The sequence below is a fragment of the Paenibacillus sp. FSL H8-0315 genome (genome assembly GCF_038005365.1).
Classification (GTDB): domain Bacteria; phylum Bacillota; class Bacilli; order Paenibacillales; family Paenibacillaceae; genus Paenibacillus_AQ; species Paenibacillus_AQ odorifer.
Map to the genome: position 1 here is coordinate 3796532 of NZ_JBBOTA010000001.1, position 24429 is coordinate 3820960.

The following is a 24429-nucleotide window of genomic DNA, read 5'->3' on the forward strand; positions in this document are numbered from 1 at the left end:
CGAACAAAATATAAAAGCATGTGACATTGTTGTCACATGCTTGAGATTTTAACGAATTCATTTTTGAGTGGGAAGGTTAGCGTAAATGTTGATCCCGCTCCGAGCTTGGATTGAACCCCGATGATGATGAGTAAGGATTGAGCTGCTTTCTGAGCTAAATATAAGCCCATGCCTGTGGCGGCATTGTCGCGATGTACAGTAGTGGAAGTAAACCCTCTGTCGAAGATGCGCGGCAGGTCCTTCGGATCTATCCCGCGCCCGCAATCCTTTACCTCAAGAACGATATGTTCAGCTTGCTGGTAGCTATTCACTGTAATATCAGAAGCCTCACTATATTTTACGGCGTTGGTTAGAAGTTGTCTGAGGATAAAAGCCAGCCATTTAGCATCACTAAGCACTTCAGCAGCTTCTAAGTTCAACTCAAAGCCGATTCCCTTCTGAATACACCAAGATTGTAATGTCTTAATCTCACTAAAAATAAGCGTTTCTATATCGATTTGCTCCATGTACAGGTCGTTTTCAATAAATGGTATCCGTCTTTGATGGAGCTGCTGATCCAGCAGCAGGTGAATACGCAGCCACTCATAGGTCAAGTGCCCCTTCATAACATCATCTTCTATACGCTCAATCATTAGATGCATTGCGGTCAGTGGAGTCTTTACTTCATGAATCCAGGATAACAGCTCATCCTTCTCTTGCTCCAAATTCATTAAATTGTCTGAAGCAGTCCGCTTTAACAATTTTACTTGGTTGGTGATGCTCTCTTCGATGATTTTCTCAAAAGGACTTTCGGCAAGAGCGATGCTTGTCAGATCGAGATCATCGTCCCGCTCATTTAAGCTTTTATAAAATCTGGTTTCCTTAGGATAGCGAATGACTAGAAAAATTACGAAAAAAATCATCGATAAAGAGACCAGATAGAGCACTGAAGACAGGGGGATGGTCGGGTCCATAAAGGTGATAAAGAGCATAAATAGATGTACAAAGAGAAAAAGCAAAATCCAACCGAGTCTTTCGAGCAGGTACTTTTTAATCATAGAGAATCCTCTTCAATGGCTACGTACCCTTGTCCAACCTTCGTCTCAATAAACGCCCCTAATTCAAGCTCGTCGAGCTTTTTGCGCAGCCGATTTACGTTGACGGTAAGGGTGTTATCGCTAATAAAGCGCTTATCGTCCCATAAGCTATTAATTAATTCCTCGCGGGTGACAATTTTATTCTTTTTCTCAATGAGCAATTTCAATATGAAAATCTCATTTTTGGTAAGCTCAATCGTTCCCGTGTCGTTGGTCACTGAATTCCGCTCATAATCGACGGTAGCTCCGCACCACGTTTTGAGTTCAATGTTATCCGTATTGTAATTGTACACACGCCGGAGAATGGCTTGCACCTTGGCAATGAGTACATCGAAATGGAAGGGCTTTTGGATATAATCATCGGCTCCCAGCTGCATGGACATCACCATATCTGTCGGATGATCCCGAGAGGATAAGAAGATAATCGGCAGATTAGAGTGAGAGCGAATCATTCTGCACCAATGAAACCCATCGAATTTGGGTAATTGGATATCAATTATCACTAAATCAGGTTTGATTTCCGTGAATTCCTGCGTAACATTGTTGAAATCTTGAATGCCATATACATCATAAGACCACTGCGTAAGCCGTTCTTTGATCTCATTAAACAGCGTTGTATCATCTTCGATTAATAAAAGCTTGAACAAATCGGTCACCACACTTTTAGTTTCGTGCCTTGCGTTTAGAATACGCTTAAATGATTGAAGCCATACTTTGATTGTGCTTAGAGCATTGCAGATAACACTGTCTGATAATGCGCAAATTCCTTCGTTTCATTAAACTGAGGGCACATTTTCAAGGAGAGCAGGGCGCTTTCGATTAAGAACTCTCTTGGTTCCTTGTTGTTCATGATCTCTTCTTGGATAAAATATAACAGCTTCAGTGCATTGGACAGGCTAGGATCATCGGCGGCGAATGATTTATCAATAATTTTTTTTAAGCTTACGGTCGCAAACGATAAATCATTATTAAAAAAATCAGTGTATTCAGCAACAGGCAATAGTTTCCCTACATGATCGGGGGAGATAAGCTGCATTCCTTTTTCACTTAAGTCCTCAACAATCGTCTGGATAAGAGTAGTGCAATAATTAATGATTTGTTGAGAGGTAATGACTTCATTCATGGCACTGTTAATTTGCAGCATATGTTGCAAGATGCCTGTGAAAATGATGGCTCCATCCAGTAGATAGGGTTTTTTATCTTCAGAAAATATATGCAGGAAACGTTCATGCACCCAGGTTAATAAGGTGAATTTAGTTTTTTTGATGAACGTAATTAAATCCGGATCATTGGAGACCAGGGCATCTTCAACCAGCTGCAACAATTTATTTTTTTTATTGATTTTCATAACCAGTTGAACTTGTTTAGCGAATATATCAATGTCAGAGGGGTCCTGGCCAATGAGCAGGCCATTTCTGCCTTCTTCCAGCTGGTCATGAATAGAGGTGAATACAGCTTTAAAGAGATCCCCCTTGGAAGGGAAATAATTATAAAAAGATCCTTTGGAGATCCGGCTGTGATTCAGAATGTCCTGTATGGATGTGGCGTGGTAGCCTTTTTCAATAAATAATTCATGTGCTTTTTGAATCACTTGCTCTTTCCGTTTATTTATCATCTTAGGTGCCCCTTTAAGCTGGACTCTTTTGTGCAAAAAAACTCTTCACGTAGAATAGACTAGCTTATATTTCCACTTAATACAATTTAGTTTTTAAATGAATTCTGACTTGCCAAGCAGTAAATATAAGAGTAATATATTCTACGTTGTAACATAAGTTCAAATATGAACCGACGGTATGATTATAGAATGGAGGATTCCAAAATGAAAACGAAAGAAAGTAAAGCGTCCTACGGGATTTTGGCAATCCTTATGATTGGTGCATTTGTTGCCTTACTGAGTAATACCTTACTCAATATAGCTTTACCATCGATTATGAAGGATTTTGATGTCAGTGCCTCAACGGTACAGTGGTTATCGACGGGTTATATGCTAGTGAACGGGATCATGATTCCTTCAACGGCCTTTTTAATTCAAAAGTATACAGCCAGACGATTATTCCTAATCGCCATTGGATTATTTGCAATAGGGACCTTTATTGGAGGCTTTGCTCCAAGTTTCCCTGTATTATTGATTGCGAGAATGGTCCAAGCCTCAGGGGCCGCGATTATGATGCCATTATTAATGAATGTATTGTTCACCACATTTCCACCTGAAAAACGTGGCTCGGCCATGGGGATGTTTGGTTTGGTTATGATTTTTGCACCAGCCATTGGTCCTACACTGTCAGGATGGATTATTCAGCATTATGAATGGCCTGTGCTGTTCTTTATGATTGCACCGATCGCCGTATTGGTGTTCATTCTTGCCTTCTTCAAACTGCATGATCCTAAAAAAGATGTGGCTATTAAAATTGATATTCTATCTGTAGTTCTATCAGCGATTGGGTTCGGGGGTCTTCTATACGGCTTCAGTTCCGCTGGGAATAAAGGATGGGATGATCCAATGGTCTACTCCACCCTTATTATCGGGGTTATTGGTTTAGTGATATTCATTATGCGCCAGATGAAGATGAAGGAGCCTATGCTTAACTTCAGAGTGTACAAATATCCGATGTTCGCTTTATCCTCAGCGATTTCGATTACACTGAATATGGCGATGTTCTCAGCCATGATGTTAATGCCGATTTATCTGCAAAATATTAGAGGCATTTCACCTCTGGATTCGGGACTCCTAATGTTGCCTGGTGCGTTGATTATGGGGGTTATGTCTCCAATCACAGGTAAATTGTTCGATAAATTCGGCGGCAAAGTCTTAGCGTTAATCGGTCTGGCTATCGTAGTGATCAGTACGTATTTCTTTAGTGATCTAACTGAGACAACGAAATATTCGACACTTATGATTTTGTATTCTGTGAGAATGTTCGGGATTTCAATGGTTATGATGCCTGTGATGACCAATGGTCTGAACTCCATTCCGGCTAAATATACACCGCATGGTACAGCCATGAACAGTACGATTCAGCAAGTCTCCGGGGCGATTGGCGGGGCGCTGCTTGTAACGATTATGTCTAACAGTACCACATCACATGTCAAAGATATGGTAGCTGAAGCTGTGAGTAAATTAACGGCTAAGCCTTCTGCAGAGCAATTGCTTGGCATTCAAAACCAAGTCATCGCAAAAGCAACGATCGAAGGAATTAACGATGCATTCTTAGTGTCAGTAGGCGTAGCCATCATTGCCTTTATCCTAGCTTTCTTCATAAAAAGAGGGATACAGCCTAAGGATACAGAAACAATCGAGGAAAAAGTGGCTGTTAAACAAGTTTCATCCGCTAGATCGATGTAATTTGATATGTAGAAAGACGCTCACCTATGGTGGGCGTCTTTTTGTCTTAATTAAAAATAGAACTCTGAGTGAGTCTTGGTCCATCTTGAATGACCGTTATGGAGTCGTTTCCACCTACATAAATTCTATTTGTGAGCGGGTTTAGCACAGTGCTGCCTGATACGGAGGAGAATCTTGCGAGCCGTTTAAACGTGGTGGCGTTATAAACGGACATATGATTCTTATCAAAATTACCAACAAATAAATGATTTGTATTCGGGTTGATAATCGTGTTGGAGGAGGTAGGCAACACCTTTGTGGTTATAATTTTGTTGTTGCGCCCATCTATGACAAACAGCCTGCCCTTACCCTCCACTTGTGCACTTGAGACATAAATACGATTCGTCAGCGGATTTATAACGACCTCACTTTGCAAACGTCCCAGCTGTACATTACGCAACAATTTATTGGTTCGGCCATTGATCACAGAAAAAAACCGGCTCAAGTTATTAGCGACATAAATACGATTGGTAATTTTATTAAGTGCTGGCGCTATCACGGGGTTACTTCCGACTTTTATTGTCGCAATGATCGCCTGTGTAGTTCCGTTAATGACGGTGACGCTATCATTTACTGTATTGGTCACATAGACACGGTTGGTAAGCTCATTGATAACAATTCTGGAGGGGCGTCCACCGATTTCAATCTTTTTACGGACCTGATTTGTTTTCCCGTCTATGACGAATAGGGTTCCGAATGCGCTAGTTACATAAATCAGATTGGTTCGAACATTTACTCCGATATTGTCTGGGAATCGGCCTACTTTGACAGTTTTGATTACCTGGTTTGTCCGCCCGTTTATGACAGATACGTTTTCGTCACGGAAGTTAGGTACATAAATCCGGTTGGTTTGGGGGTTGATTCCGAGCTGAGACGGCAGTCTTCCTACAGGGATCCGAGCGATAATGCGATTAGTTCTGCCCTCCAATACCCCGATAGTTCCAGCCTCGGTGTCTGGGTTTACAAAGTATACTCGATTCGTGACGACATTTACTTTTATATCTCCGATCGGTCCGGCAGAGCGGACTGTAGCAATCACTTTTGGCTGCGCCATGCTTTTACCCCTTTCCAAGTAAATAGATACTTCATTATATTTAGGCTTAGGCAAAAGGGTACTTCATTTATCCTTGCAAGATATATATTAGGAGTGTAGAATGGTACTCCATTATCCAAATATTAGGTTAGGTGTAGGCGTTTTATTTTTTGAGAAATTGAGATTGATTGGAGGTTGGGGTTGAGATGGTGAAATCAGTGTTGTCGGATATTTTATTAACACCTGATAAGACGCAGGTTCATAGCGAATTATTAGAGGAAATTGGGCAGTATATCACACAAGAAATTCTAAATCATCCGTTAATGAAAGAGGAGAGTCAGCGGGTAAGTATTCTCCTTGATGGATCGACCGCACTTGGTGTGGTGGATGAGCAGTCGGATGTGGATGTAATCATTATTTGTCAGGATGAGTATTATAGCAGCATTAATCATCGGTTCGAGCAAGCGGGGCTGATCCCGGAGCAAAGTAGTTTTTTTATGGATTTACGACTTCCCAGCGGCAAGTCCGGACATTACACACTGCATAAAATATCAGAAATTAAAGCGGCGTTAATGAGCGGAAATATGGAATGGCTGTGGAATGCTTCTATTTCATATATCTACTATGACCGATTGGATGTAAAGTCACTTTTTGATGCCTATGTGCCCCTCCAACCTGAAGTCCTAATGAGATTTCGTAAGAATTCATACATACAGTTAAGAAGTTATGCCAAAAGCTTAGATAATCCGGTAGTGCGTGGCGACGCCTTTCCTATTTTATTTTTAGCGGTTTCTCTTTATAAAGAAGCATTACGCTGTGCCATTACTATTGAAGGTCACCCCTACCCCTATGACAAATGGCTGGTACCTGTAGCCAAACAAACGACTGTCGGCCGAAAGATTTTGGAGTGTGCGGGCGATTTTTGGAGTTTTATTAGAGATGATGAATCCTTTGCCCCTATGTACCAGGAGGATAATAACTTTGTCAAAATGGAAAAACGATTCCGGAAGATACTTGTAGAGGAATTCCGCATGCGGGGGATCGATGAATCTTGGTTAGTAGAGTGGTGGAAGTTTATGGAGGAGTGAGTGGAGCTATAGGGTGTTTGGGTGAGTAGAGTAGCTGTGGTGGCGGGGTTGCTGGGGATGGCTGTAGTGGCTGGGATGGTCGGAGTGGTGGAATGGTCGGATGGTTGAAGTGGCTATAAGTATTTGGGTGAGTGGCTAGCTGGCTGTAGTGATTAAGTAACTTAAATGACTCCCCTTCCTCCTCTTGATTATGGTAAGGTATATTGAAGTGGAATTTTAGTGAGAGGTGATTATATGGACGGGACAGTTTCAATATTAGGAGTTCCCTTTTCAAAACTAACACTACATGAGACAACACTTCATCTAACAAAACATATTCAATCTGGGGAATCGAAACTTTTCCATTTGATCACGGCTAACCCGGAAATTACGATAACAAGTCAATCGGACGAGCTGCTACGAACCATACTTCAAGAAGCGGATCTAATCACTCCTGACGGGATTGGCATTGTGATGGCATCAAAAAGAAAAGGCGATCCTATTGCTGAGAGGGTAACTGGATATGAGCTGCTTCTTGAGCTTTTGGAGCAAGGAAATAGCTTGGGATGGAGTTTTTATTTCTTGGGAACAGATGAGCTTACCAGCTGTAAAGCGGTCGAAAAGATCACGGAGTTATATCCGAATGTGAAGATTGCAGGAAGACATAATGGTTTTCTTACCAAGGAAGAGGAGCCTGCCATTGTAGCAGAAATACAGCGCGCACAGCCAGATTTCCTGATCGTTGCGATGGGTGCGCCATACTCTGACAAATGGGTATATAAGCACAAACAGGAGCTTACGCAGGTAAAAGTTGTTTTTGGCGTGGGGGGCAGCTTGGATGTAATAGCGGGAAAAGTTACTCCTGCACCAGCGCTATGGAAAAAACTCAATCTGGAGTGGTTGCATCGACTTTTGTTCGCTCCCGTTGCGAAGGGACAAAAGTCGCGATGGCGCAGACAGGCAGTGCTGCCCAAATTCGTGTTCCGAGCTATGATTAGGAAATGAAGAAAAGGCCTCGTTTATGGGGCCTTTTTTAGGTTCGGTTGGTGGGAGAGGAGGAGGGGGAAGAGTAAGAGAGATTAGTGGGAGTAAGGTGAGGAGTATGAGCAAGAGTGAGTAGTGAGATTGAGGTAAGGACTAGGAGTAGGAGTAGGAGTAGGAGTAGGAGTAGGAGTAGGAGTAGAGTAAGAGTAAGAGTAAGAGTAAGTAGTGGGATTGAGGTAAGGAATGGGAGCAAAAGTGAGTAGTGGGAGTATGTGTAAGAGTGGTGAGTAGGATGTAAGTGCGACTATAGCTGTGACCTTTAAACAAATTAATAATAATAAACAACACCGATTCTGGTTGATGCCATAGTCTCGTATTTAATTCAAACTATAAGCTAAAGAGGAACAATAAGGGCAAAAATGCCCCTGAGTCACTGGAATTCCGCCCGAAGAGGCAAAAGAAAGGCAAAAATGCCCTAGATCGGGCGCAATACAGCCCTAAGGGGCAAAAGAAAGGCAAAAATGCCCTAGATCGGGTGCAATTCAACCCGAAGTGGCAAAAGAAAGGCAAAAATGCCCTAGAATCGGTGCAATACAGCCCGAAGAGGCAAAAGAAAGGCAAAAATGCCCTAGAATCGGTGCAATACAGCCCGAAGAGGCAAAAGAAAGGCAAAAATGCCCTTGAATCGTTGCATTTCAGCCCGAAGTGGCAAAACAAGGGCAAAAATGCCCTAGATCGGGTGCAATACAGCCCGACGAAGCAAATCAACGGTATAAATCCCGCAGAATGAGCCAAATCCGGCCCGACGAAGTGAATTAACGGTATAAATCCCGCAGAATGAGCCAAATCCGGCCCGACGAAGTGAATCAACGGTATAAATCCCGCAGAATGAGCCAAATCCGGCCTGAAGCAGCAAATCAACGGTATAAATCCCGTAGAATGAGCCGAAACCGGCCCGACGAAGCAAATCAACGGTATAAATCCCGCAGAATGAGCCAAATCCGGCCCGACGAAGTGAATCAACGGTATAAATCCCGTAAATGTCCCCAGCCCGCCCGGTTACTATCCATTACCAACAGGGAGTCGGTTTTCGCCACACATTTAATGTGATCCCTATTATGATGAGTGAAATTTGTTTAATTGAGCAGATACATCCGCGTTAATTGAAAATAGGGTAGGAGTTTATCGCTGCAAAATAAAAAAACTGACACCGCTATACCAGCGATATCAGTTTACAGAGCTTAGCGATTAAGCTAGCGGCTGCCTATTTTTAGCTTGTTCCTCTCGCATCCACTGTGACAACTGGCGTTTGAGCTTAAGGAACTCGGGAGAGTCCGTAATCTCATCACGGCGTGGCCGCGGAAACGGCACATCGACTGTATGCAGAATGGAGCCGGGGCGGCCGGAAAATACATAGATACGATTAGAGAGCAGCAACGCTTCTTCGATGTTGTGAGTGATGAACAGCACAGAGCGGCGATTCTCTTCCCACAGCTCAAGTAGCCAGCGCTGCATTTCACTGCGAGTTAGTGCATCCAGTGCACTGAAAGGTTCATCCAGCAACATTAGCTCCTGCGGAGCGAGCAATGCTCTGAGAAAAGCTGCACGCTGCTGCATCCCGCCAGACAGCATATGCGGATAAGCATGTTCGAACCCGCTTAACCCAACCTTGGCAAGCCACTGGCGCGCTTCCTCGCGGGCTCCATCCCGCAGTGCGCCCTTGATCTCCCCAGCAAGCAGCACATTATCCTCAATCGTACGCCAAGGAAAAAGCGCAGGCTGCTGCGGCATATAACTAATTTCACCGCGTTGACCTGTAACGACCTTACCGTTCATGCGGATCGTGCCTGCATCGGGTTTCACAAGGCCGCCAATCATATGGAATAAGGTGCTTTTTCCGCAGCCGGAAGGACCAACGATCGAAACGAACTCTTGTTGCTCTACCTTGAGAGAGACATTATTCAGAACGTTCGTCTCACGGCGACGATGGGAAAAAGATTTGGAGATGCCGCTCACTTCAAGGGCGGGTGCCACGGTATGAGCTTCAGGAGAGCTTATGACTTCTGTTGTTCTGTGTTGCATTTGCGTCGCTTGAGACATACAGGCATCTTCCTTTCTATGAGTTACGGCGCGGCTTCCAGCGAACCAGCCATTTTTCCAGCAATGCAATAATAGCAAAGAGTACAAGACTTAAAAGTACAATAATAACAATAGCAACAAACATCCGATCCGTACGATATGCGGATTTCTGCAGAAGCATATAATAGCCAATACCTTTATCCGCGCCAATCCATTCAGCGACCACGGCGCCCATAACCGCATAAGTAGCAGATATTTTTACGCCGGAAAATAGTGCCGGGATAGAAGAGGGCAGCTCCAGCTTGGTGAAAATTTGCCACTTGCTTGCGCCAGCCATTTTCATATAATTCATCATGACCTGATCACTTTGGGCCAGACCGCCCATCGCAGCGACAGCTACCGGGAAGAAACATACTAGTGTAATCAGCACGATTTTGGGCAAAAGACCAAAGCCGAACCAGATAATGAGCAGGGGTCCGAGCGCGATGGAGGGAACATTTTGACTCAGAATAATAAGTGGATAAAAAGCCCGTCTAGCCCAAGGCAAAAGATGCAAAAGCAAAGCAACGATCAGGCCTACCCCCGTACCAATGGGAAAACCAATTAAAGTGAGCCGCAGCGTAGCCATCGTATGAGCCCAAAGACCAGAAGCGTTACTGGTGGATTCACGAGCAATATCAGCAGGACTCGGCAGAATCCAGGATTCAATATGAAATACAGATACAGATAGCTGCCATACGGTTAAAAAGAAGACGACCGCCACAAGGGGCGGCCATATTAGCTTCCAGGTCGATCTCACGGCCGATATTTCTCCGTCAATTTATCCATGCTGATTCCGTTAGGATTATGAGCGATTTTGATCTGCGAAATTACGCTTGGACTGCCTGCTTCGATCAACGCCTCCTGCATCTGACGCACAACCTCCAGCAGCTCGCTAAGCTCACCTTCCATTGTGGTTTCCAGCGGATTCACTTGATGTTTAACACCGGATTTCTGAATGACCTCAATCGCTTTATCTACGTATGGGATGGAATCCTCATTGTTCGGAGTTTTTGGAATTACTTGAATGCTTAGTAGGGTGTTAGCCACAATAATCAATCCTCTCATTTTATAAGGTAAGTTCAAAAAGCCAACTTTGATAACGAAGTAATTCATTACAATTGTTGTTTACTCCGCCGGTAAAAAATCATTACTGAATGCACTAGCAGCATCCAGCGGTTTATCCAGCAACTTCAGATCGTACATCCAGTCGCCATAATTCTGCCAGACCTCGGTTTTTTGCTCGCCCCAGCGGGCAGCATCGTCCTTGTATTTTGGGCTAAGCCATTTTTGGCTAGCTAGGACAAGGTCGGCGTCCAGGTCAGGAACGGCCTTCGATAACATACCGGCAGCCTCTTCCGGATGATCAATGGCATATTGATAACCTTTTGATGTGGCTTTCATGAAGGCCTTCACCAGATCAGGATGATCTGCAATTTGCTTCTCACTCGTCGTCAGCACAGGCGTGTAATAATCGAGCTGTGGCGCATAATCCTTTAAGTACAGCATATCCAATGGCTCGCCACGCAACTCAGCCTCAACACCAGTCCAAGCGTAGAAAATCCAGGCGAAATCAATGTCACGTTTGACGGCGGTAAAATAATCAGCTTCACCGATACTGATCAGCTTCACCTTTTTTACATCGCCACCTTCAGGATCCATGATAGCTTTCATGGCTGCTTCTTCGGCCGGTGAGCCCCAGCCTCCGTAGGTTTTACCTTCAAAATCCTTTGGTGATTTAATATTGCGATCTACTGGAGCAGCGAATCCCGACGTATTATGCTGAATAATAGCTGCTATCGAGACAAGGGGTACGCCTTGTAGACGGGCTAGTGTTAATCCTTCTTGGGCGCTGATGCCAAATGCGGCTTCGCCAGAAGTAACCATAGTATCAGAACCCGCTGCGCCTGGCTGAACGATCTCGACGTCCAAACCTTCTTCAGCGTAGTAACCAAGATCCTTAGCTACGTATAGACCGGTATGATTCGTGTTCGGTGTCCAGTCGAGTGCGACTTTAACTTTGGTGAGCTCTTTTGGAGCATCCGTCCCAGCCGCAGCAGTTGGATCAGTAGCATTTGCTTTGTTTCCGGCTGTATTCCCATTGTTGCTTCCGCATCCGGCAATGGCAAGAATGAGTACACAGGTGAGGCACAACGTAAGTGCTTTTTTGAGGTGCATGTCTTCTTCTCTCCTTTAAGGTTACAAGAATCCCGTCTTCACAACATGAACCGTAAAGTGTAGTATGTACGTTTTTCTACATCTTTTAGTGATCTTACAAAAAAAGCGCCCCGAGTGATCGGGACGCTGGCTTGGCGCAAGGTTAGTTAAGGTCACAGGGACCAGAACCAATTGGCGATTCCTACGCTGGCATTATCCAGATCAGGTATAAGGGTCAGTATCTTGTGGGATACAATCTCAGCCGGCCAATTCCAGCACCCCTGGTTCTATGAAGTTAACGGGTATTTCTATGTGCAATATAAGTAAGTATAAGTTTTGTACCCATACTTTATATCTTATATTTCTCGCATACGGTGTATTATAGACGGCTGTACTCGGAATGTCTAGTAGTGCACTCCTGAATTTTTCCAATCCAGTAGTTTCTTTTTTGCTAGTCTAGATCTTTATATTTCTTGCGGTGACGCCGTTTAAGCTCACTAACCAGCGCCCCTAGCGTGAGGACAACGCTGATCAGAATCCCGCTCATGATCACGAAGAGGGCAAGAAATTCAAAGGGAGAATAACCAATCATTTTACTCCATTGAATCTTTCCATCCAGATCGTCAATGACCTGATTCATGCCGTAAATCCCGCTTACTACCGTAAATACAGTAAGAATCATCAGCAGATTATCCCGTCGCTTGGATTGAAACTTATCCTGATACTGAAACAGGTCATTTAAGGTTTCTTTCACTTCCTCGAACAAAGCGTCGTTTCCGTATACTTTACGCAGCTGAAGAAATATCTCCCGGCCCTGCGACTGGGAAATCAACTCCAAGAAGTAGAACTTTGCCGAGAACTTATTAATGGAGTAGATTAGATTGTCTATTTCCTCATAATCATGATTAATCCGAAGTCGGGAGTGCATATTGGCGAGCTTTAGCAGAACGATTTTGTGGAAAATATTGAGTAAAAATCCGTAATAATATTGCCCGTACATCTGGTTGGCTAGACTAACAGCAATCTCCTGTTCAGCGCGGGTCATGCAGCAAAAGGTTTGCTCATTCATCATATAATATGTGTCTGGACCCCAGCGATTATAGGAATGCTCATGACAATAGTTTGCAATATACGCAGGATCGCTGGCACTGGCATAGGGCTTTCCGTTTAGATCAATTCCATCAAGCTGTGAAGCACGATAGCGCAGATTTACACTAATCTCATCAGAGCTTTCTTCATTCTGAAAGCCATAAAAAGCTTGCACCTGCATTCTTTCATCTACGAAAAAAGGAAGGGTCTCGAAATAAGCCCCATTGATATCCGATTGATCCAGATATGGCTCCAGTCCATCCACCAAATTTCGGAAGACAAAATCCTCTACCATCTCATAGGTCTGTTCCCCGCAATGAATATAAGTGTAATCATCCTGTATGAAGGTATTCTCTAGCGCACGGAAACGATCCGCGAATTCTAGGGCAATACTAAAGGGAATTGAATCCCCCTCCAGCTGGACACGTATCGTCACGAATCCAAGCTGAAAAGGACATATGAATATATCCGTCGAGAGAATTTTGAAAAATATAGATTGCTGCGGAATCTCCAGAATGCAGTCGAGATTATTTACTCTGGAAAAACGGCGAAACGAGTCGGCATCCTTCCTGCGTGGAAAAAGGACATGTGCAGCAAACGGTAAATAGGTGCGCTCCATTCGTTCATGGGAAACACAGTAGCCATCTCCGTAATAGGCAGCTTCAAGCTCTTTATTATCCAGAAAAAAACGTGTGAAGCCGTCGTTCTGTAATTGCTGGATAAGCTGCTTAGAATCGCCCTTTTTTATAGAAAAGGGAAATATAAACTGCATGAGCGCAGTATGTAACAAAGGCTCAGTTGAAGACTCATTCATTCATCGTCCATCCTTGTGCTCAGAATATGCTTATAGATCACATTACCCTAAAAGGATAACGTTGATACTGTTCTAAATACGGGAACTCTTTCCTTTCACCGCTTGCATGGACTGGAACCTCCATGCGGCAATGCTTAGCAGAAACAAGAAGGCGGCAAAAGCGGCGAGTAATCCGGCTGTTTGTGCCACTTCTAAATGGTCCATAGACCAGCCCATAAACAGAGGTAGCAAAGCACCGCCAACACCTCCGGAAGCAATCATAATGCTGGGTGTTGACTCTTCGGTGCCAGGCAGCATTTTGCTGGAGAAGACTAAAGCAATGGAGAAAATACCGGACATAAACAGCCCCAGCAGCAGAATTACAATGAAAGCAGCCATTCGATTGTCAGTGAACGGAAAGAGTGTCAGCAGTAACAAGGTTAGTAAACAGCTGCTGAGAATGTACACGCGGTAAGATATTTTTTCGGCAATTACACCCGCAAACAATCTTCCTGTAGACATCGCCAGCCAAAAGAAAGTGACTGTCAGTGCTGCGGCAGACTCCGTCATCCCTAGCTTGGCAATAAAGATAGCCGGCATAAAGTTGACTAAACTCATCTCTGTGCCTACATAAAGAAAAAAGAAAACGATGAAGATCCCTAACAGAATCCATTGCTTACCTTTATACGGAAATTTTTTGTTAGAACGTGAGCTTGAGGATTGCGAATTGTCTGCTCCTTGGACAGAGGCACGTTCATCCAGCATTCGTTGTAGATTACCGAAGTGCCCTCTTGTCCAGAGGATAAGAGAAATTAAGGAGAAGGCAGCGACGATTAGAAAGGCCAATCTCCACGCTCCGGCAGCAATGAGTGGACTGGCGATAAGCGGCATCACGAGTGCGCCTATCCCGAATAGCACTTCAAGCCGGCTCATTGCAATAGCAGTTCCTTCGGTTACAGCACCAATAATAATGGTGCCGATAACCGCTTCGATCATCCCGAAACCAAAACCTGCGGCAACAGCGATAACATACATCCAGCCCCAAGGCGGTAGAAAGGCGTAGGCAATTTCTGCAACTAGTAGAAGACTGGTGGCAATGAGGATGCCTCCACGTTTACCGAAGCGGCGATTAAGCAGGGGAGAGACCAACACGCCTGCTAAAAAACCAGCGAATTGACTAAAGATTAATTCACCGCCAGCACTATAATTTTGATCATAATGTTGCAGTAGAACGGGCAGAATAGATCCCAGCACAACATGTGCCAGACCGATAACGAAGTAGGAAAGACAGCCGATCCAAATCAGTTTTTTCACGAAGTAAGCTCCTTATCTTGAAGTAGTTTATGAAGTAAGGTCGGATTCAATGTGAACCTGAAGGGTACATTATAATAAGCACCATTGTTATGATAAATCCAAACGGTGAGCTTGGATATATAAACTTTTGTTTACATGCTTGAAGGGAGAGATTTACGTAATGGATAACAAACAACTGGAGCAACTCATTATTAAAGCATTGGATGACAACAAGTTCGGTTCCTTTGGTACGATCGAAGAAGGAAATAAGCCGAAAGTACGTTATATGGCCATTTTCCATGAGGGTTTGAAGATTTATTTGGCTACAAATCGCAAAACTCATAAAGTGGAGGAGTTATCCGATAATCCGAATGCTTTTGTACTGCTTGGCTATGAGGCAGGCGGAAGCAAAGATGTGCTGGAGATTGAAGCAACTGCTACCGTCTCTAAGGATGAAGGCTTGCGCTCCAAGGTATGGAATAAAGAGCTGGAGCCATGGTTTACAGGACCTGATGATCCTAATTATGTAATTCTGGAGCTTACTCCAACACGTATTGAGTATGTAGGCAGCAATAAAGAGCATGGAGTATGGCAGCCGTAAGCTTTAGCGTTGAATTGATCAAACAGCCCTCCTATCCCATATGGGGTAGGAGGGCTGTTTGATGTGTTATAATGACTTCAACTTTTTAGGTATTCATATCGGGGAGGAGCTAAAGCTACATGAGCGTTACTCTGTTATATATTGAAGATGATCGTGAAATTGGCAGTGTAGTGTCTGCTGATTTAAGCGAAAGAGGATATAGTGTCCGCTGGTTACGGAGCGGCGAAGGAGCGATGGAAGAAGCCGGCGCCTGCCAACTGGCTATTCTCGATGTTATGCTACCAGGTCTGGACGGGTTTACGATCGGGCAACGTTTGAAACGTTCTTACCCTAAGCTGCCCATTTTGATGCTCTCCGCCCGGACCTCGATTGATGATAAGCTGCAAGGTTTGGAGTTCGCAGATGATTATTTGACCAAGCCCTTTCATCCGGATGAATTGGCCGCTCGAATCGAAGTGCTGCTCCGAAGGAATGGGGCATCGGTTCAGGATTCACTCACACTTAAACATCTAGTCGTATATGAAGGGGATAACCGCGTGATGAATGCTCAGACTCAGGAAGAAATCATGCTTACAGGTAAGCAATTTCAGATTTTTTCCTATTTGCTGCGTCATCTTAACCAAATTATGACGAAGGAGCAGATCTACGAGGCCGTGTGGGGTGAGGCTTATATCGAAGGAGATAAAACTCTAATGGTACATATTCGTTATTTGCGTGAAAAGCTGGAGCTTGATCCGGGTAATCCGGAAATTATCGAAACTGTCCGTGGGATCGGCTACCGGGTAAGAGCATGAGAGGATTAGAGCGCATTCGCAAGAAACGTAATTCCTCTTTGTTATCAGGGTATTTGCTAATTATCGTATCTGCACTGCTATTTATCCCTGTGGTCCTTCCGTTGTCTTTTGTTGGCTACAATATTCTTAACGAAGTGACCAAAGGTGCCCCGCCTGTAGATACATCCCTGTATTCGAATATTGCACCGCTGGAGACTATGTGGCATAAAGAGGCACTTCACTTAGAAAATGCTTCTTCGGAAGCCATAAATCAGCGGCTGCATGAATTGAGTCGAAAATACACTGAGGCTACTATGTTTTGGGTAGACGGGCAGGGAAAAACCCAGTTGATTCTCACGCCTGAAGAAGGGGATAAGGATAAGATTTACCCTGAAGTTCCTGATCAGTGGACTGCGGCTGAGGCTATTTCATTTATGAAAGAAAGTACGAATCGTGATCCTTTAGCCATCGTTGCTTTCGTGGGGGACAAAGTGGAGGCAGACAAGGGATTTATGGTGATGCAAATTCCAAGCAAGCTGCTGAACAAAGGGGCTTATGGGGGATTAGGGGCTTGGGCTTGGTATAACTTTGTGTTATTTACCCTTTTTGGAGGGTTCGCTCTGGTTTCATGGATGTTCTTTAGAAAAATTCGCAAACGGCTGCTGCAACTGCAAACCGCGATGACGATCACAGGCCCGGATAGAATGCCTAAGTCTATAGTGACAGGAAAACTGGACGAGATCGGTCGCTTGGAGGAAGCTTTTAATACGATGGTAACTAAACTGGATGAAAGCCGACGCAGGGAAATAGAAGAGGAAGAGTTGCGTAAGCGTCTAGTCTCGAATTTATCTCACGATTTACGCACACCCCTAACCGTCATTCGCAGCCATATCCATGTTATGACCAAAGAGGATCTGACCTCAAAAGGTAAGCAGTCCTTACAGCTTATGGATGAGCGTATTGCGGATCTTAGCGTCCTGATCGAGAATCTTTTATCTTACAATCTGCTCAATAGTGGACGGGTAACCTTAAAGCTGGAACGTAAAGATGTTTTACGCTTGTTACGGGAAAGTGCGGCTGCTTGGTACCCCGTATGGGAAAAAGAGGGCTTCGATATTGATATTAACCTGGAAGCCGAACCGCTATTCTGGAGGGTGGATGAGGTCTGGTTCCGCCGTATTCTCGATAATTTGTATCAAAACATTGTACGACATGCCAGCAGCGGGCATTATGTCGGGATCTCAACGGAGCAACGTAATGAACAACGTGCCATAATTATTGCGGATCATGGTCGAGGCATTCAGAGTCCATCCGATTACAAGGGGGCAGGTTTGGGATTGTCTATCGTCGATCTTTTGATGAAGCATATGGAGCTGGAATGGGTTGTGGAGAGCACAGGCAAAGGCACTTCTATTGTAATCTTTGATCCGCGTCGTGAAATTTAAACAAAACTTAAACTTGGCACTTCCTTGTTCTTAACCTTGGGACGTTATGCTGTATACCGAGGTGAAGAACATGGAAGAAACAGTGATTAAAACTAAGGATTTATTGAAAAAATATCGTGGCCGGGCTGCGGTAGAAAATTTGAATTTAAATATCCGTAAGGGAGAGATTTATGGTTTTCTGGGCCCAAACGGAGCTGGGAAAACTACAACAATCCGTATGCTGCTTGGCCTAATTACACCGACATCTGGAAAAATTGAAGTGTTCGGCCAGGATCTTCGGAAGAATAAGCTGCAAATTTTACGGAAGGTAGGGTCGCTTGTCGAATCCCCCTCGTATTATGGGCATCTGAGTGCTGTGGACAATCTCGAAGCGATCCGCCGCATTCTGGATGTTCCGAAGTCACGAATCGCTGAGGTGCTAGATATTGTTTCTCTAACCGGGGAAGAGAGACGTCCGGTCAAAGGGTTCTCCCTCGGGATGAAGCAGAGACTCGGTATCGCAGCTGCCTTGCTAGGGAATCCAGAGCTGCTTATTCTGGACGAGCCAACGAACGGACTCGACCCGTCAGGGATTCAGGAAATTCGTGGGCTTATCAAACGTTTGCCACAGGAACAAGGAATTACGGTTGTAGTATCCAGTCACCTGCTTAGTGAAATTGAACAAATGGCAGATACCGTGGGTATTATTCGCCAAGGGCAAATGGTATACCAAGATACAATAGCTAATCTGCAACAACAGGCTGCTGGCGAGATACGCCTTGCGGTTTCGGAACCAGAGTCTGCGTTACGTCTCGCTGGAGGCCGGGGGTATGAAGGGACACTACAAGAGCAAAAACTGATTTTTTCAAGAATGAACGATGCAAGAGTAGCGCTGCTAGTCAAGGCTTTGGTAGAGAATGGGCACGCTGTCTATCGTGTAGAGGAGCGGAGACAATCGCTTGAGGACTTCTTCCTACAGGTTGTGGGAGGCGGGGAATCATGATGTGGCGGGCGTTGTCAGCGGATTGGCTTAAAATCCGCGGCAAAGGAATTTGGTTTCTAGTGTTTCTAGGACCGATTGGTCTAGTAGCCATGCAGGGCCTTAACTTTGGCCTTCGTTATGATTATCTGCGTCAGCAGTATAGCGCGGATTTATGGGGAGGACTTCTGGATAATGTGTCCGGGTTTGTGCCCACAGCTCTTTTTCTGGGAGGCACTTTAGTATGCTCGTTGATTGCAAATGTCGAACATCAGATGAGTTCATGGAAGCAGCTCTTGGCACTGCCTATCTCTCGTACCTCAGTGTTTATGGCTAAGTTAATGCTCTGTCTGCTGCTAGTGGCAGTTTCCTGCTTGTTGCTCTCAGTGGGGATAGTTGTTTTAGGGCTTATTTTGGGCTTCAAAGCGGATCTTATTCCTTATGTGGATGTAGTGCGGATTGGCTTTATGTCCTATATTGCGGCTCTGCCGGTCATCGCGCTACAGCTGTGGCTTTCCCTGGCTAATCGTAATCAGACACTGCCAGTTGCCCTGGGGATCACATTATCTTTGACGTCATTTTTCTCCATGTTCCTTTCGGAGTGGGTGCCTTTAACATGGCCATATTTGGCGTGGGACTCCTCTAATCGCCTTTTGTTCAGCGGTGCGGGTCTGCTGCTGGGAATGCTGGTGTTTTTGCCGGGTGCAGTGCATTTCGCTCGAAAGGATGTGGATTAAGATGATGTCATTTTGGAGAGTATTGTCCTCAGAGCGATTAAAAATGTCTAAATCATATGTTTGGCTTTTAGTCATAGGAAGTCCGGTTTTATCACTGGTTCCCGGATTGTTATCGGATAATCAAGGTGAGAAGATGTCTTGGGAGCTGCTGTTAAGTGTGATGTCAATGATGCATGCTTTGCTGTTTCTGCCTGTGCTTTCAGGCATTTTTGCGGCCCTGATCTGTCGTTATGAGCATCATGACGGTGGTTGGAAGCTATTGTTGTCTCTGCCTGTAACCCGGTTGTCGGTGTATCTCTCAAAATATGTGATGATCATCGGATTGCTGGCTGCTGTGCAAGTAACGTTCCTCGTTATGGTGCTGGGAATGGGCTTGTTCCAAGGGGCTCCAGATCCAATCCCTTGGGCTCTACTGCTAAAATCAGTATTTGGCGGCTTTGTAGCCTGTCTACCTCTCGCCGCATTGCAGCTGGCGATCTCGCAAAGCTGGAGCAGTTTTGGCGCACCGCTGGCGCTGAATGTGAGTCTGACCATTCCCAATATACTGATCGCTAATTCTTCAACCTACGGCCCCTATTATCCTTGGGTACAGCCGTTGTTGGCCATGAGTCATTATGGTGATGACGGATTTGGTGCCTTTAATCTGCCTTTAGAGACACTGATGATGATAGTGGGAGGAAGCTTGATTGTCTTTTTTGCCGCAGGACTAATCTCCTTTTATCGTAAAGCAGTCTAATTCACAATCAGAGGCTATAAACTCCTCCTCAATGGACATCCCGTGCTGTTTTTCTTATAATTAAAGAATATAATTAGCTAAGATGGAGGAGGGCGAGAGCATGGAGCCAACGGCATTAGAGGACTGCGACAATACATGCAAGGGTTCAGAGCTTGAACCGGAATCCATTGCATTGATCCTGCCAGACCGTGGGATTACTGATAAAATGGCAGAAATGTTCAAAGCGTTGGGTGATCCAACACGAGTGCGGCTCATTTACGCTTTGTCACAGCAAGAATTATGTGTACATGATTTGTCCGTGATCCTTGATATGGGCCAATCTGCGATATCCCATCAGCTCCGTTATTTACGGAATCTACGGATCGTGAAGCGGCGTAAAGAGGGGAAAACGGTATTCTATTCGCTGAACGATGCGCATGTGGAGCAGATCTTTTTGCAGACCCACGAGCATGTCCGACATGAATAGCTAGTTGCAAAAAAAGAGGGACTCCAGCAGCCATTGAATGGCTTTTGGGAGTCCCTCTTTTTATTATGCCGACGAGTCCCAACCATCCACTACGGCTTACGGACCCAGCTGACGTTATTTGCACAATAATCGCTTTTTGAGCAGAGTTGCGGACCTCAGTGCAGTTATTCTTTAGAAAGAGGTCTTATTTTGCTCTTTTTCATGCCAATAGCGCCTATGGGGTCCGATAATATGCTAAACCGGGGATAATACTGCTTTTAGTGTCAATTGGGTCCGTTAGCTGTGTGGTTTGCGACAAATATTGCTCTAATGAAGCTAAGTGGCATCTCAACTGAACTAAGTAGCACCTCAATTAAACCAGGCTGCATAGGGGTTAACCAATGCGTTTAAATCCAAGAAGCCTTGTATTTTGAAGTAAGGATTTAGCTTATTAGCTGGCTTGATTTAGGTTCTTCGTTAGGTTTGGTTTTCTAAAGGACAACACTAGCCAGACACATTGCACAGCAAGCACTAGCAGGATAAATAGATCGATTCCCATGTATTCACTCGTATTATCATTGCCCACAAACTGAATTAAATTATGTATAAAATGAAAGGATATCAGCGGAAGAATATTATTATTTTTTAGCATCAACAAGGCTAGCGCAAAACCGATCAGAAGCGCATATACGAGTTGTAGAAGAATTTGTGTGATATCTGTGCTGGATAATGCATTAAGTAAGTGGGTAATAGAGAAAAGAATACTTGAAGTGATCACTGCTGTTTTAGCCCCTTTAGGAAGCAAGGTCTTAAAAATCAAGCCGCGATAGATACTTTCCTCCACAAAAGCGACCAGCAGGGTGAAGAAGATAAAGAACAGTACTTCAGATGCACTGATCTCACGAAATCCCTTAAAGGATATGGTAATCAGGACCACTACTAGCGGGGCATAATAGATCCAGTTGCCCGAGGATATGGTGTTTAGAGGTCGGAAGCCGAGCGTGCTCCATTTGCGCTTAACTGTAAAGTAGATGATGAGTACAAGCGCGATTGGGATGAAGGAGATAAGTACAGGGGCGGTGTACGCAAGTTCCTTAATTGTTGCGAAAGCCCCGGCGGCAGTTACGGCTACAAGTAATAACACTTCGATAATAATTACGCTCCAAATAGGGTGTTTCTGTGAAAAAGAAGACGTTTTGGCTAGCTTTGACATGTTCTAAATTCATCCCTTCTGTGTAAATCATTTGCCCATCGAGCTTCATTGATAATGGGGTCATTCGTATGTAAGAAACTTACTTTGGGTCATACATGATTTTACATATTTTCTCGTAAAGGTCAATTGATTTAATTTTTAAGATAATGTAGAAAAATGGTGTATATCGCGTATTGACCTTGAAATATAAAGGGAATATAATAGGGCTAAGATAACATATGAACAAGTGCTCATATATGGTTTTTATTTGAGGAGATGTGCCGTATGGATACAATGCAAGGAAAATTAAAACGTCAGTGGGAATTAGAAGGCTTGGATTGCGCCAATTGCGCGATGAAAATTGAAGATAAGGTGAAGAAGATTGAAGGTGTATCGTCTTGTTCCGTTAATTTTGTAACAAAAACAATGACGTTGGAAACTGCCGCAGGGTATGAGGAGTCAGCGATTGTAGAAGCGAAGAAGACGGTGAAGGCACTTGAGCCCCACGTAAATGTGAAAGAGAAGGTTGGGGGCAATCACAAGGCGCGCAATAGTGGCGCTCATGAACATACGCATGATCACGAGCATGGTCATGAGCACGGCCATCAAGCTGCTGGACATCATCATGGTCATGAGGATGCTGAAGGTCATGGTCATACTCACGAGCACGGGGAAGGTGATACACGCAAAATATTGCTGCGGTTAGGCGCTGGTGGAATTCTGGCTCTAGCTGGGATATTCCTGCCCGTGAATGGAGTAGTTGAATTGCTGATCTTTTTGGCAGCCTATCTTATCGTGGGTGGTGAAGTTGTCTGGCAGGCGGTTAAGAACATCATCCGTGGCCAGGTGTTTGATGAGAATTTCCTGATGGCTCTGGCAACTATCGGTGCATTTGCGATTGGTGAGTATCCAGAGGGCGTGGCAGTAATGCTGTTTTACCAGATTGGAGAACTGTTCCAAGGTCTGGCTGTGAATCGTTCACGCCGATCTATTACGGCACTTATGGATATTCGCCCCGAGTTTGCCTATCTCAAGCTTGGAAATGATCTGAAGAAGGTCTCACCTGAGGAAGTAGCCATCGGAGATTTGATTGTTGTTAAACCCGGTGAGAAGGTACCCCTTGACGGAACAATACTTGAAGGTAACGCCATGATGGACACATCTGCACTTACTGGAGAGTCGGTACCACGATCAGCTGGTCCAGGAAGTGCGGTGTTAAGTGGTTTTATTAACCGGAACGGCGTAATTACTGTGCAAGTTACTCAGACCTTTGGAGAATCGGCCGTATCCAAAATACTGGAGCTAGTGCAGAATGCGTCAAGCAACAAAGCTAAAACCGAGAACTTTATTACTAAATTTGCACGTGCCTACACGCCTGTAGTAGTGATCACAGCAGTTCTGCTGGCCATCGTTCCTCCACTGCTGATCAGTGGTGCGACTTTTTCGGATTGGATTTACCGTGCACTTGTATTCCTCGTAATCTCTTGTCCTTGTGCGCTTGTGGTCTCGATTCCACTGGGATTCTTCGGAGGGATTGGTGCAGCTTCACGCAGCGGTATTCTGATTAAGGGAAGCAACTACCTGGAAGCCCTAAATGATGTGAAGGTAGTTGTCTTTGATAAAACAGGAACGTTGACCAAGGGACAGTTTAAGGTTACGGGGATTTATCCGTCGGGTGGCAAATCTAAGGATGAATTACTGCGGACAGCCGTTTATGCGGAGAGCCATTCCAATCACCCGATTGCCGAGTCGATTCGGACGGCTTATGGTGAACAGATTTCTAAGGAAGCTATCTCCAATTACAATGAAATCTCTGGTCATGGTATCGAAGTAACTATCGAAGGCAAGACCGTATTTGCAGGTAACGCACGTCTGATGGAGCGTGAGGGAATTGCTTATGAGGTCCCAGAGCAGAGCGGTACCGTTGTTCACATTGCAGTAGATCATCAATATGAAGGTTATCTGGTGATCGCTGATGAAGTGAAGGAGGACTCACTGCAGGCCATTCAGCGCCTCAAAAAGCTGGGTATACGCAAGACGGTGATGCTGACAGGTGATGCTTCCGCCGTAGCTGAAGATGTAGGGAAGCAGTTAGGGGTAGATGAGGTACACGCAGAGCTTTTACCACAGCATAAGGTAGAGGCCATCGAGAAGCTGGATCGTGATAAGTCTCCACGCGAGAAGATTATTTTTGTCGGAGACGGAATTAATGATACTCCTGTACTGGCTAGAGCCGATGTCGGGATCGCTATGGGAGGACTTGGTTCCGACGCTGCCATTGAAGCAGCAGATATTGTAATTATGACCGATGAGCCTTCGAAGATTGCTGTAGCTATCGGAATTGCCAAGCGTACTCGAGCCATCGTATGGCAAAATATTATTTTTGCTTTAGGTGTAAAAGCTATATTCCTTCTGCTCGGTGCATTTGGGATTGCCACGATGTGGGAGGCTGTATTCTCAGATGTAGGGGTAACCGTACTTGCCGTACTGAACAGTATTCGAGCTTTAAAAGTGCAAGACGAGGGTTAAGAATCTTTGGTGTATTAAATA

At 44.6% G+C, this 24429-nt stretch carries 23 protein-coding genes and 1 riboswitch; of the genes, 11 read left to right on the forward strand and 12 right to left on the reverse strand.

Features of this window, described 5'->3' with window-relative positions:
• Positions 1–32: 32 nt before the first annotated feature.
• From MHB56_RS16540 to MHB56_RS16550, 3 genes are all read right to left on the reverse strand, one after another.
• Complete coding sequence (locus MHB56_RS16540; RefSeq protein WP_076185674.1) at positions 33–1037, reverse strand: sensor histidine kinase; 1005 nt, start codon at positions 1035–1037, stop codon at positions 33–35.
• Positions 1034–1723 carry a response regulator transcription factor gene (locus MHB56_RS16545; RefSeq protein WP_076124606.1) on the reverse strand — a complete coding sequence of 230 codons (690 nt, stop codon included), beginning with the start codon at positions 1721–1723 and terminating at the stop codon, positions 1034–1036. Before MHB56_RS16545 ends, MHB56_RS16540 begins: the two co-directional genes overlap by 4 nt.
• A gap of 77 nt (positions 1724–1800) precedes the next feature.
• Positions 1801–2691 carry a TetR/AcrR family transcriptional regulator gene (locus MHB56_RS16550; RefSeq protein WP_248549116.1) on the reverse strand — a complete coding sequence of 297 codons (891 nt, stop codon included), beginning with the start codon at positions 2689–2691 and terminating at the stop codon, positions 1801–1803.
• A gap of 204 nt (positions 2692–2895) precedes the next feature.
• Between MHB56_RS16550 and MHB56_RS16555 the strand changes: the two genes are divergently transcribed.
• A complete protein-coding gene (locus MHB56_RS16555) occupies positions 2896–4419 on the forward strand; it encodes a DHA2 family efflux MFS transporter permease subunit (RefSeq protein ID WP_076185676.1) in 1524 nt (507 codons plus the stop codon).
• 46 nt (positions 4420–4465) lie between these two features.
• Here MHB56_RS16555 and MHB56_RS16560 read toward each other — a convergent pair whose 3' ends face one another.
• Positions 4466–5512 carry a YncE family protein gene (locus MHB56_RS16560; RefSeq protein WP_076185678.1) on the reverse strand — a complete coding sequence of 349 codons (1047 nt, stop codon included), beginning with the start codon at positions 5510–5512 and terminating at the stop codon, positions 4466–4468.
• A gap of 185 nt (positions 5513–5697) precedes the next feature.
• On the opposite strand from MHB56_RS16560, the gene MHB56_RS16565 reads away from it, so the two are divergent.
• Together MHB56_RS16565 and MHB56_RS16570 are read left to right on the forward strand one after the other, a co-directional pair.
• On the forward strand, positions 5698–6579 hold the full coding sequence (locus tag MHB56_RS16565; protein ID WP_076185680.1) for a nucleotidyltransferase domain-containing protein: 882 nt from the start codon (positions 5698–5700) through the stop codon (positions 6577–6579).
• 234 nt (positions 6580–6813) lie between these two features.
• On the forward strand, positions 6814–7563 hold the full coding sequence (locus MHB56_RS16570) for a WecB/TagA/CpsF family glycosyltransferase (protein ID WP_076192743.1): 750 nt from the start codon (positions 6814–6816) through the stop codon (positions 7561–7563).
• Positions 7564–8272: 709 nt separating this feature from the next.
• Here MHB56_RS16570 and MHB56_RS16575 read toward each other — a convergent pair.
• From MHB56_RS16575 to MHB56_RS16605, 7 genes are all read right to left on the reverse strand, one after another.
• Positions 8273–8509, reverse strand: a complete 237-nt coding sequence (locus MHB56_RS16575) for a hypothetical protein (protein ID WP_341143769.1) — start codon at positions 8507–8509, stop codon at positions 8273–8275.
• Positions 8510–8790: 281 nt separating this feature from the next.
• On the reverse strand, positions 8791–9624 hold the full coding sequence (locus tag MHB56_RS16580; protein WP_076124748.1) for an ABC transporter ATP-binding protein: 834 nt from the start codon (positions 9622–9624) through the stop codon (positions 8791–8793).
• A gap of 34 nt (positions 9625–9658) precedes the next feature.
• On the reverse strand, positions 9659–10420 hold the full coding sequence (locus tag MHB56_RS16585; protein WP_036682669.1) for an ABC transporter permease: 762 nt from the start codon (positions 10418–10420) through the stop codon (positions 9659–9661).
• Positions 10417–10710 carry a thiamine-binding protein gene (locus MHB56_RS16590; RefSeq protein ID WP_036682688.1) on the reverse strand — a complete coding sequence of 98 codons (294 nt, stop codon included), beginning with the start codon at positions 10708–10710 and terminating at the stop codon, positions 10417–10419. The genes MHB56_RS16585 and MHB56_RS16590 overlap by 4 nt, the downstream gene beginning before the upstream one ends.
• Before the next feature lie 78 nt (positions 10711–10788).
• Positions 10789–11838 (reverse strand): ABC transporter substrate-binding protein, encoded by a 1050-nt coding sequence (locus MHB56_RS16595; protein WP_076124596.1) that lies wholly within the window; start codon positions 11836–11838, stop codon positions 10789–10791.
• Positions 11839–11999: 161 nt separating this feature from the next.
• Positions 12000–12110, reverse strand: a riboswitch (TPP riboswitch).
• Positions 12111–12268: 158 nt separating this feature from the next.
• Positions 12269–13720: a hypothetical protein gene (locus MHB56_RS16600; RefSeq protein ID WP_076124594.1), complete on the reverse strand. Its 1452-nt coding sequence runs from the start codon at positions 13718–13720 to the stop codon at positions 12269–12271.
• A 72-nt stretch (positions 13721–13792) separates the two neighbouring features.
• Positions 13793–15013 carry an MFS transporter gene (locus MHB56_RS16605; RefSeq protein WP_076192749.1) on the reverse strand — a complete coding sequence of 407 codons (1221 nt, stop codon included), beginning with the start codon at positions 15011–15013 and terminating at the stop codon, positions 13793–13795.
• 160 nt (positions 15014–15173) lie between these two features.
• On the opposite strand from MHB56_RS16605, the gene MHB56_RS16610 reads away from it, so the two are divergent.
• The 7 genes from MHB56_RS16610 to MHB56_RS16640 all read left to right on the forward strand — a co-directional run bounded on the left by MHB56_RS16610 (position 15174) and on the right by MHB56_RS16640 (position 20708).
• The gene (locus tag MHB56_RS16610) at positions 15174–15593 is read left to right on the forward strand and encodes a pyridoxamine 5'-phosphate oxidase family protein (protein ID WP_036682665.1); all 420 of its coding nucleotides are present in this window, start codon (positions 15174–15176) and stop codon (positions 15591–15593) included.
• A gap of 119 nt (positions 15594–15712) precedes the next feature.
• Positions 15713–16387 carry a response regulator transcription factor gene (locus tag MHB56_RS16615; RefSeq protein ID WP_038568445.1) on the forward strand — a complete coding sequence of 225 codons (675 nt, stop codon included), beginning with the start codon at positions 15713–15715 and terminating at the stop codon, positions 16385–16387.
• Complete coding sequence (locus tag MHB56_RS16620) at positions 16384–17811, forward strand: HAMP domain-containing sensor histidine kinase (protein ID WP_076142063.1); 1428 nt, start codon at positions 16384–16386, stop codon at positions 17809–17811. The genes MHB56_RS16615 and MHB56_RS16620 overlap by 4 nt, the downstream gene beginning before the upstream one ends.
• 70 nt (positions 17812–17881) lie before the next feature.
• Positions 17882–18793, forward strand: coding sequence for an ABC transporter ATP-binding protein (locus tag MHB56_RS16625; protein ID WP_038568451.1), 912 nt, complete (start codon positions 17882–17884; stop codon positions 18791–18793).
• The gene (locus MHB56_RS16630; protein ID WP_076124588.1) at positions 18790–19506 is read left to right on the forward strand and encodes an ABC transporter permease; all 717 of its coding nucleotides are present in this window, start codon (positions 18790–18792) and stop codon (positions 19504–19506) included. The genes MHB56_RS16625 and MHB56_RS16630 overlap by 4 nt, the downstream gene beginning before the upstream one ends.
• Before the next feature lies 1 nt (position 19507).
• A complete protein-coding gene (locus MHB56_RS16635) occupies positions 19508–20242 on the forward strand; it encodes an ABC transporter permease (RefSeq protein WP_076307937.1) in 735 nt (244 codons plus the stop codon).
• 100 nt (positions 20243–20342) lie between these two features.
• The gene (locus MHB56_RS16640) at positions 20343–20708 is read left to right on the forward strand and encodes an ArsR/SmtB family transcription factor (protein WP_036682656.1); all 366 of its coding nucleotides are present in this window, start codon (positions 20343–20345) and stop codon (positions 20706–20708) included.
• A 430-nt stretch (positions 20709–21138) separates the two neighbouring features.
• Here MHB56_RS16640 and MHB56_RS16645 read toward each other — a convergent pair whose 3' ends face one another.
• A complete protein-coding gene (locus MHB56_RS16645) occupies positions 21139–21900 on the reverse strand; it encodes a CPBP family intramembrane glutamic endopeptidase (RefSeq protein ID WP_341143770.1) in 762 nt (253 codons plus the stop codon).
• Positions 21901–22164: 264 nt separating this feature from the next.
• Between MHB56_RS16645 and MHB56_RS16650 the strand changes: the two genes are divergently transcribed.
• Entirely contained in the window at positions 22165–24408 is a 2244-nt protein-coding gene (locus MHB56_RS16650; RefSeq protein ID WP_341143771.1) for a heavy metal translocating P-type ATPase, read from the forward strand.
• Positions 24409–24429 lie beyond the last annotated feature (21 nt).

Bases quoted from the DNA above. Each gene is read 5' to 3' on its own strand.
- MHB56_RS16540 (WP_076185674.1), bottom strand. From the start codon at position 1,037: ATGATTAAAAAGTACCTGCTCGAAAGACTCGGTTGGATTTTGCTTTTT.
- MHB56_RS16550 (WP_248549116.1), bottom strand. From the start codon at position 2,691: ATGATAAATAAACGGAAAGAGCAAGTGATTCAAAAAGCACATGAATTA.
- MHB56_RS16555 (WP_076185676.1), top strand. From the start codon at position 2,896: ATGAAAACGAAAGAAAGTAAAGCGTCCTACGGGATTTTGGCAATCCTT.
- MHB56_RS16560 (WP_076185678.1), bottom strand. From the start codon at position 5,512: ATGGCGCAGCCAAAAGTGATTGCTACAGTCCGCTCTGCCGGACCGATC.
- MHB56_RS16565 (WP_076185680.1), top strand. From the start codon at position 5,698: ATGGTGAAATCAGTGTTGTCGGATATTTTATTAACACCTGATAAGACG.
- MHB56_RS16570 (WP_076192743.1), top strand. From the start codon at position 6,814: ATGGACGGGACAGTTTCAATATTAGGAGTTCCCTTTTCAAAACTAACA.
- MHB56_RS16580 (WP_076124748.1), bottom strand. From the start codon at position 9,624: ATGCAACACAGAACAACAGAAGTCATAAGCTCTCCTGAAGCTCATACC.
- MHB56_RS16595 (WP_076124596.1), bottom strand. From the start codon at position 11,838: ATGCACCTCAAAAAAGCACTTACGTTGTGCCTCACCTGTGTACTCATT.
- MHB56_RS16600 (WP_076124594.1), bottom strand. From the start codon at position 13,720: ATGAATGAGTCTTCAACTGAGCCTTTGTTACATACTGCGCTCATGCAG.
- MHB56_RS16610 (WP_036682665.1), top strand. From the start codon at position 15,174: ATGGATAACAAACAACTGGAGCAACTCATTATTAAAGCATTGGATGAC.
- MHB56_RS16615 (WP_038568445.1), top strand. From the start codon at position 15,713: ATGAGCGTTACTCTGTTATATATTGAAGATGATCGTGAAATTGGCAGT.
- MHB56_RS16620 (WP_076142063.1), top strand. From the start codon at position 16,384: ATGAGAGGATTAGAGCGCATTCGCAAGAAACGTAATTCCTCTTTGTTA.
- MHB56_RS16625 (WP_038568451.1), top strand. From the start codon at position 17,882: ATGGAAGAAACAGTGATTAAAACTAAGGATTTATTGAAAAAATATCGT.
- MHB56_RS16630 (WP_076124588.1), top strand. From the start codon at position 18,790: ATGATGTGGCGGGCGTTGTCAGCGGATTGGCTTAAAATCCGCGGCAAA.
- MHB56_RS16635 (WP_076307937.1), top strand. From the start codon at position 19,508: ATGATGTCATTTTGGAGAGTATTGTCCTCAGAGCGATTAAAAATGTCT.
- MHB56_RS16640 (WP_036682656.1), top strand. From the start codon at position 20,343: ATGGAGCCAACGGCATTAGAGGACTGCGACAATACATGCAAGGGTTCA.
- MHB56_RS16645 (WP_341143770.1), bottom strand. From the start codon at position 21,900: ATGTCAAAGCTAGCCAAAACGTCTTCTTTTTCACAGAAACACCCTATT.
- MHB56_RS16650 (WP_341143771.1), top strand. From the start codon at position 22,165: ATGGATACAATGCAAGGAAAATTAAAACGTCAGTGGGAATTAGAAGGC.